Source organism: Streptomyces sp. CA-250714, assembly GCF_050936705.1.
Taxonomy (GTDB): Bacteria; Actinomycetota; Actinomycetes; order Streptomycetales; family Streptomycetaceae; genus Streptomyces.
The window spans coordinates 4070427-4083131 of the sequence record NZ_JBNJMI010000001.1 but is presented as its reverse complement, the minus strand read 5'-3'; the positions used below and the strand labels follow the sequence as shown (position 1 = coordinate 4083131).

Below are 12705 nucleotides of genomic sequence, written 5' to 3'. Positions count from 1 at the left end.
CCTCCCTCAGTGTCCGCCGGACGGTGCCAGGTGCTGGGTGCCGATGCGCTTGCGGAACACCCAGTACGTCCAGCCCTGGTAGAGCAGCACGATGGGGGTGGCAATGGCCGCGCACCAGGTCATGATCTTCAGCGTGTACGGGGTGGAGGCCGCGTTGGTGACGGTCAGGCTCCACTCCTCGTTCAGCGTCGAGGGCATGACGTCGGGGAAGAGCGAGAGGAACAGCATCGCCACGGCCGCCACGATGGCCAGCCCGGAGAAGCTGAACGACCAGCCCTCGCGGCCCGCGAGGTTGGTGCCCAGCGCTGCCACCAGCGCGAACGCCGCGACCAGCAGGGCCACCAGCGAAGCGCTGTCGCCCCGCTCTGCCTGCGTCCACAGCAGGAAGATCACGGCGAGCACCCCGGCGGCGGCACCCACCCCGGTGGCCGTCCGCCGCGCCCGCGTCCGGATGTCGCCGACGGTCTTGAGCGCGGTGAAGACGGCGCCGTGGAAGGTGAAGAGGGTCAGCGTGACCAGCCCGCCCAGCAGGGCGTACGGGTTGAACAGGTCGGCCAGGTTACCCACGTACTCCATGTCCGCGTCGATCCGCACGCCCCGCACGATGTTGGCGAACGCGACACCCCACAGGAACGCGGTGATCAGCGAGGTCCAGAAGATCGCGTGCTCCCAGTTGCGCTGCCAGTACTCCTCCGGCCGCTTGGCGCGGTACTCGAAGGCGACGCCGCGCACGATCAGGCAGAGCAGGATGACCAGCAGCGGCAGGTAGAAGCCGGAGAAGAGCGTGGCGTACCACTCGGGAAAGGCGGCGAAGGTGGCGCCGCCCGCGGTGAGCAGCCACACCTCGTTGCCGTCCCAGACGGGCCCGATGGTGTTGATCAGTACCCGCCGCTCGGCCCGGTCGCGGGCCAGCAGCTTGGTGAGGATGCCGACCCCGAAGTCGAAGCCCTCCAGGAAGAAGTAGCCGATCCACAGGACGGCGATGACGACGAACCAGACGTCATGGAGTTGCATAGCTCAGCGCCCCTGTCTGTCAGTACGAGCTCAGTACGAGAAGGCCATGGGCCGGTCTTCGGAGTCGGCGTCGGCACCCGCGGGGCCGCCGCCGATCCGGGTGGGCGGGTTGAGGTCGGCCTCGGTCAGCTCGGGCGGACCGGCCTTGACGTACTTGACCAGCAGCCGCACCTCGATCACGGCGAGCAGCGCGTACAGCGTCGTGAAGGCGATCAGCGAGGTGAGGACCTCGCCCTGGGAGACGCTGGGGGAGACGGCGGAGGCGGTGGGCAGTACGCCGTAGACGACCCAGGGCTGCCGACCCGTCTCGGTGAAGATCCAGCCCCAGGCGTTGGCGATCAGCGGGAAGCCGAGGGTGAGCACGGACAGCCGCCAGTACCAGGTGCCCAGCCGCGGGTTCAGCTCCCGGTTCCTGGTGAGGGCGAGCCGCGGCAGCTCGTCCTCACCGGTACGCAGCCGCTCGGCCAGCCAGAACCTGCGGCGGGTGAGATAGAGGCCGACGACGCCGAGGGTGAACGAGGCCATCCCGAAGCCGATCATCCAGCGGAACGACCAGTAGGCGACGGGGATGTTGGGCCGGTAGTCGTCCAGGCCCACACTGTCCTTGAACTTCTTCTTCAGGTGCGCGTTGGTGTCGTTGATGCCGGGGACGGCCTCGTGGAAGTTGTCGTGCGCGAGGAAGGAGAGCACGCCGGGGATCTCGATGGCGACCTTGTTGTGGCCCTCGTCGACATCCCCGTAGGAGAAGACGGAGAACGGAGCCGGGGCCTGGGTCTCCCACAGCGCCTCAGCGGAGGCCATCTTCATCGGCTGCTGCTCGTACATGATCTTGCCGAGCCGGTCGCCGCTGACCACGGTGAGCAACCCGGCGGCCACCAGCGTGACCAGCCCGAGCCGCAGCGAGCTGCGCATCACGGCTATGTGCTTCTTGCGCAGCAGGTGGTACGCGGCGATGCCGACCATGAACGCGCCGCCGGTGAGGAAGGCGGCGGTCATGGTGTGGAAGAACTGCGCCAGCGCGGTGTTCTGGAACAGGATGCCGAAGAAATCAGTCATCTCGGCGCGGCCGGTCTTCTCGTTGAGGCGGTAGCCGACCGGGTGCTGCATCCACGAGTTCGCGGCCAGGATGAAGTACGCCGAGGCGACGGTGCCGAACGCCACCAGCCAGATCGTCGCCAGGTGCAGCTTCTTCGGCAGCTTGTCGCGGCCGAAGATCCACAGCCCGATGAACGTCGACTCCATGAAGAACGCGATCAGCGCCTCGAAGGCGAGCGGGGCGCCGAAGACGTCGCCGACGAAGCGGGAGTAGGCGGACCAGTTCATCCCGAACTGGAACTCCTGCACGATGCCGGTGACCACGCCCATGGCGATGTTGATCAGGAAGAGCTTGCCCCAGAACCGGGTGGCCTTGAGGTACTTCTCCTTGTTCGTCCGCACCCACGCCGTCTGGAGCACCGCGGTGAGGGTGGCCAGCGAGATGGTGAGGGGGACGAAGAGGAAGTGGTAGACGGTCGTGATGCCGAACTGCCAGCGCGCCAGTGTCTCCGGCGCCAACGCAAGGTCTGTCACGTCGCTCTCTCCCTCACAGCGCGGCAGGACTTCGTGAATGAGTTCACATTCACAAGACCTAGCGTACGACGCGGCCAATTCGGACATGCGAGCGGGGGGTGCCTATGCCGTCCGTCCGGCGTGGGCGGGCGCTCCGCGAGGGGACACCCGCCCAAGGGGGACCGCCCGCTCAAGGGGAACGCCCGCCCAAAGGGGCCGCCCGCCCACACCGGAAAAGCGCTACAGCTCCTTCTGGAAAGCCGCCGCGACCTGCAAAAAGATGTCATTCGCCGCGGTCTCGCCCACCGTGACCCGCACGCCCTCGCCGGGGAACGGCCGCACCGTGACGCCGGCCTCCTCAGCGCGCTCCGCAAAGGCGGCGGTGCGCTCTCCCAGCCGCAGCCAGACGAAGTTGGCCTGCGACTCGGCCACTGTCCAGCCCTGTCCCCGCAGCTCCGCGAGCACTCGTGTGCGCTCTTTCACAAGCGCCTCGACCCGCTCCAGCAGTGCGTCCTCGCTGCGCAGCGAGGCAATGGCAGCCTCCTGTGCGAGCTGGCTCACACCGAAGGGCACGGCCGTCTTCCGCAGCGCGGCAGCCACCGGTTCATGCGCGACCGCGAAGCCGACCCGCAGCCCGGCCAGTCCGTACGCCTTCGAGAACGTCCTCAGCACGCACACGTTCGGCCGGTCGCGGTAGAGCTCCAGCCCGTCGACCACCTGCTCGTCCCGGACGAACTCGCGGTACGCCTCGTCCAGCACCACCAGCACATCGCCCGGGACCCGGTCCAGGAAGCGCTCCAGGTCGGCGCCGGAGATGGCGGCGCCCGTCGGATTGTTGGGGTTGCAGACGAAGACGAGGCGGGTGCGCTCGGTGATCGCGTCCGCCATCGCGTCCAGGTCGTGCGCCTCCTGTTCCGCGCCCCCGGTCAGCGGCACCCGCACCGAGGCGGCACCGGAGATCTGGGTGATGATCGGGTACGCCTCGAAGGAGCGCCAGGCGTAGATCACCTCGTCGCCGGGACCGGCCGTGGCCTGGAGGAGCTGCTGGGCAACGCCGACCGAGCCGGTGCCGGTCGCCAGATGCGAGACGGGCACCCCGAACCGCTCGGCCAGCTCCGCGTACAGCCCGGTGCAGGCCATGTCGGGGTAGCGGTTGAAGGACGACGCGGCAGACGTCACCGACTCCAGCACCCCGGGCAGCGGCGGGTAGGGGTTCTCGTTCGAGGACAGCTTGTAGGAGACGGGGCCGCCGGCGGCTGCCGGACGCCCCGGCTTGTAGCTGGGAATGCCCTCCAGCGCCTCGCGCAGCCGGGGCCCGCCCGCACTCCGCTCGCTCTTGTCACTCACCGCTGCTCCTCCTCCGTCGTCACCCTCGAGACCTCCGGCGTCAAGCGCCAATGCTCTTCACCCTATGAGGATTCACCCGCGCGGCGTAGGGGCTGAGCGGCTCCGGGACGGAGCGGCCCTCCCCGGAGCACGTATACGGCCGCTCCCTCCCGTGCGTACGCCTGCGTGCGCGGATAGGCCACGCGCGCCTGTGGCGGGCGCGGTGGCGCGCATCCCTCATGAAGGTGAGTTGAGACCGGTTCGCAACCTCGCCCGCACACCGGCACAGCCCGTCTCCACGACCGGATCCACCCGTTCCGAGCTGGGGTTTCCATGGTCGTCGGCGAGAGTGGCTCATGCAGAATCGTGCCTCCACACCGCCCTCGAACGGTCCACGCCGTCAGCCTGAACCGGGCCTACGATCGGCTCGCCATGACAGCAGCAGAGAAGCATCAGGCGGGTCGGACATCGGCCTCCGTCCCCTCGCCCGTGGCCGGGAGGTGCCCTCCGCCGCGCGGCGGGGCCCGGCTGAACGGACGGGCGGGCATCAGAGATGTCGCCGCCGCAGCCGGTGTCTCCATCACGACTGTCTCCGACGCCCTCAATGGAAAGGGCCGCCTCCCGGACGCGACGCGCAGCCACGTCCGCGAGGTCGCCGAGCGGCTGGGCTACCGCCCGTCGGCCGCCGCACGGACGCTGCGCACGGGAAAGTCGGGGCTGATCGGCCTCACAGTGACGACCTATGGCGAAGAACCGTTCACCTTCACGGAGTTCGCCTACTTCGCCGAGATGGCCAGAGCCGCCACCTCGGCCGCACTCGACCGCGGCTACGCGCTGGTCATCCTGCCCGCACCGGCCCGGCGCGGGCCCGCGGGCGGCGGCGGTCCCGACGTGTGGTCGAACGTCGCGCTGGACGGCACCGTCGTCGTCGACCCCTCGGCGCAGGATCCGATCGTCAGCGAACTGCTGCGCTCCGGGCTGCCCGTGGTCTCCGACGGACGCCCCAGCGACTCGCTGCCGGTGGCCGCATGGGTGGACAACGACCACGAGGCGGCGGTCCGCGGCATCCTCGACCACCTCGCCGAATCCGGAGCCCGCCGTATCGGGCTGCTGACCGGCACCAGCACCGACACCTACACCCGGCTCTCGACCACCGCGTATCTGGACTGGTGCGAGCGAGTGGGCCAGGAACCCGTCTACGAGCGCTACCCGGCGCACGACCCGTGCGCGGGAGCCGTCGCCGCCGACCGGCTGCTCGCCAGACCCGACCGCCCCGACGCGGTGTACGGGCTCTTCGACCCCAACGGCACCGACCTGCTGGCCGCAGCGCGCCGCTACGGACTGCGGGTGCCGGAGGATCTGCTGCTGGTGTGCTGCAGCGAGTCCCCCGCCTACGCCACGACGGCGCCGCCCATCACCACGCTGTCGCTTAAGCCGGGACGTATCGGCAACGCGGTCATCCAGCTGCTGATCGACGCCATCGAGGGGCTGGCCCCGGCCCGCCCCGTCCAGCGGGTGATGCCGACCGAGCTGATCGTGCGCACGTCCTCCCAGCGCGGCAGCGCCCGCTCGACGGTCAGTGCGCCGCGCGCCCCGACGACCGAATGAGGGCCAGGAACCGCCGGCCAGGACCGGCGGAACGGTCGAGGTCGGGCCGGGGCGGAGCTGTCGGCGGCCGGTCGCGTCGGCGTGGCGTGGCCGCGCGAATCCCCTGCCACGAATTCCGTAGGGTACGTCAGCGGAGAATTCAGGAGGAATTCCCGTCGGGTCGGGCCACCTCGCCAAATGCGCGCCCCCAGGTGCGTCACAAGCCGCGACCAGCGTTCCTATGATTGGGGGCACCACCGGCCGTAGGCCGGGGGAGGACGACACCGGGACCAGCTCCCGACCTGGGGCGGCACCCCGGCCGATAGACCAGCGACTGGGGCCCCATGGAAGGGGGAGGTCCTGCGGTGCACGGCGGCGGCGCGATGGTGGAGGGGTCGATGACTCAGGGGGCCGGTCAGGGACCCGACGTATGGCACGGCGGGTCGACAACGCACGGCGCGGGCTCCGCGCCGGCGCTGTCGGCGGCGGCGCAGGACGCTCCGGTGCCGCTCGGCACCCATGTCCCGCAGCAGGCCGGCGCGGCGGCCGCGCCACCCGCGACAGCCGCGGAGGAGAGTCCCAAAGCGGCGCTCACCCAGCCCACTCCGCCCGCCGCCCCGCTCACCGCGGAGACCCCGGCAGCGCACGGGCCGACGCCGGACATCGCCCCGACGGCTCCACGCGGTCCCGAGGCCCCGGCAGTTCCTCACGGCACCGAGGCGCCGGGAGCAGCACCGGCTGCGTCGCGGGTCCCGGCCGACGGCGTCGACGTACGGCAGGGTGAGCCGGCTGAGCCGGGCGGGCGGCGCGATCCGCGGTCGGCCGAGCCGTCGGGAGGGCCGAGCGCACCGGCTTCCGTCCGCGCCGATCCCCGCGCCACCGACCTCCGTCCCCCCATCCCGGCGCCCGCGTCGGGCGGGCCCGCACTGAGCGCACCCGTACCGGACGCCTCCGTACCGAACGACCCCGCGCCCGCAGGTCCTGCGTCTGCAAGCCCCGTACCGGGCGGCCCCGCACTGAGCGAGCCCGCGCCGAGCGAGCCCGTACCGGAGACCTCCGTACCGAACGACCCCACACCCGCAGGCCCCGTACCCAGCGGGCCCGGGCCGGGCGCTCCGGCCGGGACCGGGGACGGGTTGCCCGGGGACTACACGCCCACGGCGCGGGATCTGCCGGTCGTGGGGGCGGTGGCCGCCGCGCGTGGTGGGGGGCCTGAGCCGACGATGGTGGACGTGCAGCTTCCGGCCGGGGCGGGCAACGACGGGGAAGGTCCGCTGTACGTCGTCGGGGACGTGCACGGCTATCTCGAGGAACTCCGCACCGCGCTGCGCCGGTTCGGCATCATCGACGCGGACAACCACTGGATCGCGGGCAACGCGCGCCTGTGGTTCCTGGGCGACTTCACCGACCGCGGCCCCGACGGCATCGGCGTCATCGATCTGGTCAGGCAGCTGTCCGCCGAGGCCGCGGCAGCCGGCGGGTACTGCAAGGCGCTGATGGGCAACCACGAACTGCTGCTGCTCGGTGCGAAGCGGTTCGGGGACACACCGGTCAACTCCGGCGCCGGTACGGCCTCGTTCCAGGCGGCGTGGCTGCTCAACGGCGGCCAGCGCACCGACATGGAGCGGCTGGCGGACCACCATGTGCAGTGGATGTCCCGGCTGGACGCCATCGCGCTGGCCGACAACCACCTGCTGGTGCACTCGGACGCCACCTGCTACCTGGACTACGGCAGCACGATCGAGGACGTCAACGACGCGATCACCGAGGCCCTCCAGCGCAACGACGCCGAGGAGACCTGGGAGCTGTTCCGTAAGTTCACCAAGCGCTTCGCCTTCCGCGAGGAGACGGCCGGTCCGGCCGCCGTACGTGAACTGCTGGACACCTTCGGGGGCAAGCGGATCGTGCACGGGCACAGCCCGATCCCGTATCTGCTGGGCGAGGTGGACAGCGAGGACGGCGAGAGCGCGCCCGACGTCACCGGCCCGCATGTGTACGCCGACGGGCTGGCCGTGGCCATGGACGGCGGCGTCACCATGGCCGGGAAGCTGCTCATCGCGCAGCTCCCGCTGGTGCAGTGACCCCGGCCCCCGGCGGTCCGGTGACCCGCGCCCGGGGCGCGGGGAACCGGGTCGGCGGGGGCGCGCGGAGCGAGGTTCCACACCACTTCTGATTCGCGCGCGGATAACCGGGCAGGTGTTTTCCCAGAAGTGATCGGCTGGGGGGCATCGCTGTAGCGGGTCAATTCTGGAAACTCTCTGTCACGCAGCGCCGGAACGGCTCTACCATCGGCTTGCCGAGACGAGTTGTCCGCCTGCTGACCTGCCCCGCCCTCGACCGGCCGCCTGGGCCCTACGGAGCATCGGGGGATGCACATGAACAGCGCTCCGCACTTGCTGCGCGAAGACCGGCCCGAGTTCGAGCGGGTCCTCGACGAGGCACTGCGAACCGCTCACCGACGCCCCGACCTGGCGGCGATCGGCCAACGGCTGAACGCCGAGCAGTTGCGCACGATGGCGCTCAGCGCAGCCACCGCGATAGCCGCCTGCGCGGAGGCCGAGTACCAGCAGTTCGTACGGCTGCGGGACGAGCTGCGCCGCCCGGAGAACGCCCCGTCCGTCTCGGGCGTCGCGGCGCAGGGCGGTTCCGGCTCCGGAAGCGGGAACGGCACGGCCGAGGTGCGCGGCCCGGGTCAGGGCGGCGGCAGCAGCGTCGGCGAGAAACTGGTGGGCGCGATGGGCGGCGAATCCCTCGTGGAGGCGTCAGGCGCCGGGCTGATGGCGGTCGTCTCGGTGCTCGCTCCCGTGCTGGCCGCCACGGCCGCGGTCATCTTCCTGCTGCTGGGATACGCGTTGCGGCTGCTCTCCCCCGAGCCGGCCGTCGCGGGGCCGATCCGTAGCGCGGGCTGGGTGTTCGCGGCGTTCGCGGCGGCCGGGATCCTGGTGGCCATGGCGGGCCTGCTGCTCACGGCGCTGCGCAACGGCGCCAGTTCGGTCAGAGCCCCCGGTGGCGGGCAGGGCACCGATCCGGGCGGCAGCAACCTCGCGGAAGAGGTGGCGCTGGCCCGCGCCGCCTGGCGGAACGCGCTGCTGGAGCGGGGCGTGGTGCCGTTCCTCCGCGAGGCGCTGGCCGATCCGAACGGTCCTGAACAGGCCCCGGCGGCGTATGTGCCGCAGCAGCCCGGCAGTCGGCTCGGCTATTCGCATCCCGGGTTCTCCAGCCGCCCCTCGTCCGAGACGCAGGAGGAGACGCACTCCCGGCCGCGCTTCAGCAGCCCCGACTACTCCAGCCCCGAGTACGGCGGCCCGGAGACCCCGACGGCCTGACCGAAGACCCCGACGGCCTGAACGGTAGAGCCTGCTCCGGCAGGCCCCGGCCGGTCGGTGCTTCAGCCCGCCTCGTCCAGGGCGCGACGGATGTCCATCACCAGGTCCGCGCTGTCCTCCACCCCCACCGACAGCCGGATGAAACCGTCCGGCACCTCGTCGCCGCCCCAGCGGCCGCGGCGTTCGGCCGTGGAACGTACCCCGCCGAAGCTGGTGGCGTCGCTCACCAGGCGCAGCTGCGCCAGGAACCGGTTCGCGAATGCCTGGTCGGGCAGGGTGAAGGAGACCACGCAGCCGTAGCGGCTCATCTGCCGGGCCGCCAGCGGATGCGCGGGGTCGTCCGGCAGCCCCGGGTGGCGGACGTCGGTCACCTCGGGGCGCGCGGACAGCGCCTCCGCGACGGCGAGCGCGTTCCCCGCCTGGCGCTGGGTACGGACATCGAGCGTCGCCAGCGAACGGTGCGCGAGCCACGCCTCCATCGGCCCCGGAATCGCGCCGACCGTCTTGCGCCAGTCGCGTACCGCCGCCGCGACCTGCGGGTTCCGGGTGGCGACATAGCCGAGGAGCACATCGCCGTGCCCGGTCAGCGCCTTGGTGCCGCTGGCCACCGAGATGTCGGCGCCCAGCAGGAGGGGGCGCTGCCCGAGCGGGGTGGCCAGCGTGTTGTCCACCGCGACCAGTGCGCCCTGCTCGTGCGCCGCGTCCGCCAGCCTGCGGATGTCGCATACGTCCAGCCCCGGGTTGCACGGCGTCTCCAGCCACAGCAGGCTCGCCCCGCCCAGTTCGCCGAGCTGCGCGTCACCGCCCGTGGGCGCCGTCCGCACCCCGACTCCGAAGCCCTCCAGCTGCTCGTGGAGCGCGGCCAGCAGGTTGTAGCCGTCCGAGGGCAGCACCACCGTCTGCCCAGGGCGGGTCTGCGAGAACAGCACCGCGGAGATCGCGCCCATCCCGGACGAGAACGCGATCACCTCGGCGTCCGGGTCCCCCGGCACCTCCAACTCGGCAATCGCCCTCTCCAGCCGCGACCAGGTGGGGTTCGCGTCCCGCCCGTACGCGTACGGCGCCCCCTCCACCTCACCGGGCAAGTGGTAATGCGCGGCGAACACCGGCCCGGGCAGCGGCGGCTCATACGGCTCCTCCACCGGCAACCCGGCCCGCACCACCCGGGTAGCGTCCGCGTCATTGGCCGGCCCATAGTCCAGCCGCGAACCGGTGAGGGGCGCATCGTCCGATTCGGTCATGGGTGCCTCCCTACTTGCGGGGTCTCAAAGGCAAAGCCCTGAAGGGGTTCCAGGGCGAAGCCCCTGGACAACGTTCGCCCTCAGCCAAGCGCAGCCCTCGCCGCGGCGCCGCTCTGGGCACCGTAACCGCCGCCGAAGAGCACCGCATGGACGAGCAGATGCTGGAGCTGGTGCAGCGGCACCCGGGACTGGCGGCCGGGGAGCGGGCGTACCTCCTCGTACGCGGCGAGGACGCTCGGCAGTTCGGGGCAGCCGAACAGCTGAAGCATCGCCAGGTCCGTCTCCGGATGGCCGCCCTGCGCCGCCGGGTCGATCAGTACGGCGCGGCCGTCCGCCGCCCAGTGCACATTGCCGGACCACAGGTCACCGTGGATGACGGCGGGCGGCTGCGGCGGGCCCGCGACGGCCTCGTCGTCCAGCCGGTCGCACAGCCGCTCGACGTCCCGCGCGTCCCGCGGCCCGATATGGGCGCTGTCCACAGCGGCCCGCAGCAGCGGCAGCAGCCGGTGCTCGGCGTGGAAGCGGGGCCAGGCGGCCGGGTCGGCTACTGGCTCGGGCGGCGAGGTCAGCGGCAACGGCCCGAGGTAGCAGGGCTCACCGGGGGTGCCCCAGGACGGCGCCGGGCTCTCGTGCAGTGCGGCCAGCTGGCGGCCGAACCGTTCGGCGGCCGACCGGTCGGGCGCTCCCGGCTCCACCCACTGGAGGACGAGCACATCCCGCTCGGCCGCGTACACCTCGGGCACATGGACGGTGCCGGTGGCACGCAGCCGCGCGAGCCCGGCGGCCTCGGCGGCGAAGAAGTCGGCGGGCGCGGCATCCAGCGCCTTGGCGAAGACGGTGTGGAACGGACCCCCGTCCTGCTCGCCGCCGAGGCCGCCGGAGACCCGGTAGGCGTCACAGATCGAGCCACCGCCGACCGGAGCGGCACGCACGACGGCGTACCCCAGCAGTTGGGCGATGCGCCGTTCCAAGTTCCGGCTCCCGGGCGGTGTCCCGCCCATCAGCCGGCCTCCCGCGCTTCGAGCGCGGCGCCAACCTCCGACAGCAGCCCCGGAACGGCCGCCTCCACCATGGCCAGGCACTCCGCGAAGCCGCGCGAGCCGCCGTAGTAGGGGTCGGGCACGCTCAGCTCGTCCGGGTCGGCTTCGGGGTCGTACGAGCGCAGCAGCCGCACCTTCGCGGCCTCGGCGGTGTTGCGCGCCATGGAGCGCAGTTCGGCGGCGTGGCCCTCGTCGAGCGCGACGACGAGATCGTGCTGGTCGAACCAGTCCGGCTCGAACAGTCGCGCGATGTGGCGCAGCGGGTAGCCCGCGGCGTCCAGTACGGCCGTCGTCCGGGGGTCGGCGGCATCCCCCAGGTGCCAGCTGCCGGTGCCCGCGCTGCTGACCTCGACCAGGCCGTCCAGCCCCGCCTCGCGCACATGCGCACGGAAGACGGCCTCGGCCATGGGCGAGCGGCAGATGTTGCCCGTACACACGAAACAGACGCGGTACATACGGCTCGTTCCCTCCGTCGTCCCTCGGTCGCTCAGTCCCGGTCCCGGTCCAGGACCAGGTGCAGGGCCCAGGCGACGATCGAGATGATCAGGCCGCCGAGGAACGCCGCGCCGAACCCGTCCACGTGGAAGCTCACATCCAGCTTGTCCGCGACCCACGAGGTCAGCATCAGCATCAGCGCGTTGATCACCAGCGTGAACAGTCCGAGCGTGATCACCAGCAGCGGCAGCGAGAGCAGCTTCACGATCGGCTTGACCACGACGTTGACGACGCCGAAGATCAGGGCGACGACGAGCAGCGTCAGCGCCTTCTCACCTCCGGAGCCGCCGGTCAGCTCGATATCGCTGAGCAGCCAGGTCGCCACGGCGAGGGCTGCTGCGTTGGCCAGCGTCTTGATGAGGAAGTTCATACTCCGATCGTGGCAGAACGGCCGCCGGGTCAGGGAGAGGGGACAGCGGTGAAGGCATTCCGGCTGGAGGAACTGGAGGCGGAACGCGCCGCGAACGACGGTGCGTATCTGCGGTTCCTGCACGAGCGCAACATGTCGGCCGGCCTCTACGCGCTGGACGCGGGCGCCGCCGACCGACAGCAGCCGCACGCCCAGGACGAGGTGTACTTCGTCGTCAGCGGGCGCGGTTCGATCACCGTCGGGGACGAGACGACGTACGTGGCGCGGGGCAGCGTCGTCTACGTACCGGCCGGGGTGACGCACAAGTTCCACCACATCTCGGAGGATCTGCGCGTCCTCGTGGTCTTCTCGCCGCCCGAGGGCTGAGGCGGGACTCCGGCCCCCCTGCTTCAGGGTCACCTCAGGGTCGGATTCAGGGGAGGACGGGGGCCCGCACCGCCCCGTCGCCTTGCGGCCCGCCCTAGCATCGAGGTCAGAGGGCACGAAGCCTTCGAAAACTCTCGGATACGGAGCACACAGTCATGGACGCGAAAGGCACCCTCTCCAGCCTGCCGTGGTGGGTCACATGGATCGTCATACCGGTGATCGCGCTGGTCGTCTTCGGCGGACTGATCGCCAACCTGGTCGGCTTCCTCATCGGCCTGCTGTTCAAGGTGCTGATTTTTGTCGCCCTGGTCGGCGGTGTGGTCTACCTTGTCCGCCGAGTGAAGGCCGGCGCCTCCAGCCGCAGTGATTGGTGAGCCGCTGTCTTTGCGGCG

12 protein-coding genes are annotated in these 12705 nt (G+C 71.3%); 5 read left to right on the top strand and 7 right to left on the bottom strand.

Going from position 1 to position 12705, the window contains the following annotated elements; translation table 11 throughout:
- Positions 1 to 6: 6 nt before the first annotated feature.
- From cydB to hisC, 3 genes are all read right to left on the bottom strand, one after another.
- Positions 7 to 1014, bottom strand: coding sequence for a cytochrome d ubiquinol oxidase subunit II (gene cydB, locus ACQEU8_RS18290; protein ID WP_433101858.1), 1008 nt, complete (start codon positions 1012 to 1014; stop codon positions 7 to 9).
- A gap of 30 nt (positions 1015 to 1044) precedes the next feature.
- The gene (locus ACQEU8_RS18285; protein WP_433101856.1) at positions 1045 to 2583 is read right to left on the bottom strand and encodes a cytochrome ubiquinol oxidase subunit I; all 1539 of its coding nucleotides are present in this window, start codon (positions 2581 to 2583) and stop codon (positions 1045 to 1047) included.
- 219 nt (positions 2584 to 2802) lie between these two features.
- Positions 2803 to 3909, bottom strand: coding sequence for a histidinol-phosphate transaminase (gene hisC, locus ACQEU8_RS18280; RefSeq protein ID WP_433101854.1), 1107 nt, complete (start codon positions 3907 to 3909; stop codon positions 2803 to 2805).
- Between the two features lie 411 nt (positions 3910 to 4320).
- On the opposite strand from hisC, the gene ACQEU8_RS18275 reads away from it, so the two are divergent.
- The 3 genes from ACQEU8_RS18275 to ACQEU8_RS18265 all read left to right on the top strand — a co-directional run bounded on the left by ACQEU8_RS18275 (position 4321) and on the right by ACQEU8_RS18265 (position 8801).
- On the top strand, positions 4321 to 5496 hold the full coding sequence (locus ACQEU8_RS18275) for a LacI family DNA-binding transcriptional regulator (RefSeq protein ID WP_433101852.1): 1176 nt from the start codon (positions 4321 to 4323) through the stop codon (positions 5494 to 5496).
- Between the two features lie 875 nt (positions 5497 to 6371).
- Positions 6372 to 7556 carry a metallophosphoesterase gene (locus ACQEU8_RS18270; protein ID WP_433102501.1) on the top strand — a complete coding sequence of 395 codons (1185 nt, stop codon included), beginning with the start codon at positions 6372 to 6374 and terminating at the stop codon, positions 7554 to 7556.
- A 288-nt stretch (positions 7557 to 7844) separates the two neighbouring features.
- Positions 7845 to 8801 (top strand): hypothetical protein, encoded by a 957-nt coding sequence (locus ACQEU8_RS18265; protein WP_433101850.1) that lies wholly within the window; start codon positions 7845 to 7847, stop codon positions 8799 to 8801.
- A 62-nt stretch (positions 8802 to 8863) separates the two neighbouring features.
- Here ACQEU8_RS18265 and ACQEU8_RS18260 read toward each other — a convergent pair whose 3' ends face one another.
- From ACQEU8_RS18260 to ACQEU8_RS18245, 4 genes are all read right to left on the bottom strand, one after another.
- Positions 8864 to 10042 carry a cystathionine gamma-lyase gene (locus tag ACQEU8_RS18260; protein WP_433101848.1) on the bottom strand — a complete coding sequence of 393 codons (1179 nt, stop codon included), beginning with the start codon at positions 10040 to 10042 and terminating at the stop codon, positions 8864 to 8866.
- Positions 10043 to 10122: 80 nt separating this feature from the next.
- Positions 10123 to 11043 carry a fructosamine kinase family protein gene (locus ACQEU8_RS18255; protein ID WP_433101846.1) on the bottom strand — a complete coding sequence of 307 codons (921 nt, stop codon included), beginning with the start codon at positions 11041 to 11043 and terminating at the stop codon, positions 10123 to 10125.
- Positions 11043 to 11537, bottom strand: a complete 495-nt coding sequence (locus tag ACQEU8_RS18250) for a low molecular weight protein-tyrosine-phosphatase (RefSeq protein ID WP_433101844.1) — start codon at positions 11535 to 11537, stop codon at positions 11043 to 11045. The genes ACQEU8_RS18255 and ACQEU8_RS18250 overlap by 1 nt, the downstream gene beginning before the upstream one ends.
- A 32-nt stretch (positions 11538 to 11569) precedes the next feature.
- Positions 11570 to 11947, bottom strand: a complete 378-nt coding sequence (locus tag ACQEU8_RS18245) for a phage holin family protein (protein WP_433101842.1) — start codon at positions 11945 to 11947, stop codon at positions 11570 to 11572.
- Positions 11948 to 11995: 48 nt separating this feature from the next.
- Here ACQEU8_RS18245 and ACQEU8_RS18240 point away from each other — a divergent pair, with 48 nt between their 5' ends.
- Together ACQEU8_RS18240 and ACQEU8_RS18235 are read left to right on the top strand one after the other, a co-directional pair.
- On the top strand, positions 11996 to 12313 hold the full coding sequence (locus ACQEU8_RS18240) for a cupin domain-containing protein (RefSeq protein WP_433102499.1): 318 nt from the start codon (positions 11996 to 11998) through the stop codon (positions 12311 to 12313).
- 155 nt (positions 12314 to 12468) lie between these two features.
- Positions 12469 to 12687 carry a DUF5326 family protein gene (locus ACQEU8_RS18235; RefSeq protein ID WP_433101840.1) on the top strand — a complete coding sequence of 73 codons (219 nt, stop codon included), beginning with the start codon at positions 12469 to 12471 and terminating at the stop codon, positions 12685 to 12687.
- The last annotated feature ends 18 nt before the right edge of the window (positions 12688 to 12705 follow it).

Bases quoted from the DNA above. Each gene is read 5' to 3' on its own strand.
- cydB (WP_433101858.1), bottom strand. From the start codon at position 1,014: ATGCAACTCCATGACGTCTGGTTCGTCGTCATCGCCGTCCTGTGGATC.
- ACQEU8_RS18275 (WP_433101852.1), top strand. From the start codon at position 4,321: ATGACAGCAGCAGAGAAGCATCAGGCGGGTCGGACATCGGCCTCCGTC.
- ACQEU8_RS18265 (WP_433101850.1), top strand. From the start codon at position 7,845: ATGCACATGAACAGCGCTCCGCACTTGCTGCGCGAAGACCGGCCCGAG.
- ACQEU8_RS18260 (WP_433101848.1), bottom strand. From the start codon at position 10,042: ATGACCGAATCGGACGATGCGCCCCTCACCGGTTCGCGGCTGGACTAT.
- ACQEU8_RS18255 (WP_433101846.1), bottom strand. From the start codon at position 11,043: ATGGGCGGGACACCGCCCGGGAGCCGGAACTTGGAACGGCGCATCGCC.
- ACQEU8_RS18250 (WP_433101844.1), bottom strand. From the start codon at position 11,537: ATGTACCGCGTCTGTTTCGTGTGTACGGGCAACATCTGCCGCTCGCCC.
- ACQEU8_RS18245 (WP_433101842.1), bottom strand. From the start codon at position 11,947: ATGAACTTCCTCATCAAGACGCTGGCCAACGCAGCAGCCCTCGCCGTG.
- ACQEU8_RS18235 (WP_433101840.1), top strand. From the start codon at position 12,469: ATGGACGCGAAAGGCACCCTCTCCAGCCTGCCGTGGTGGGTCACATGG.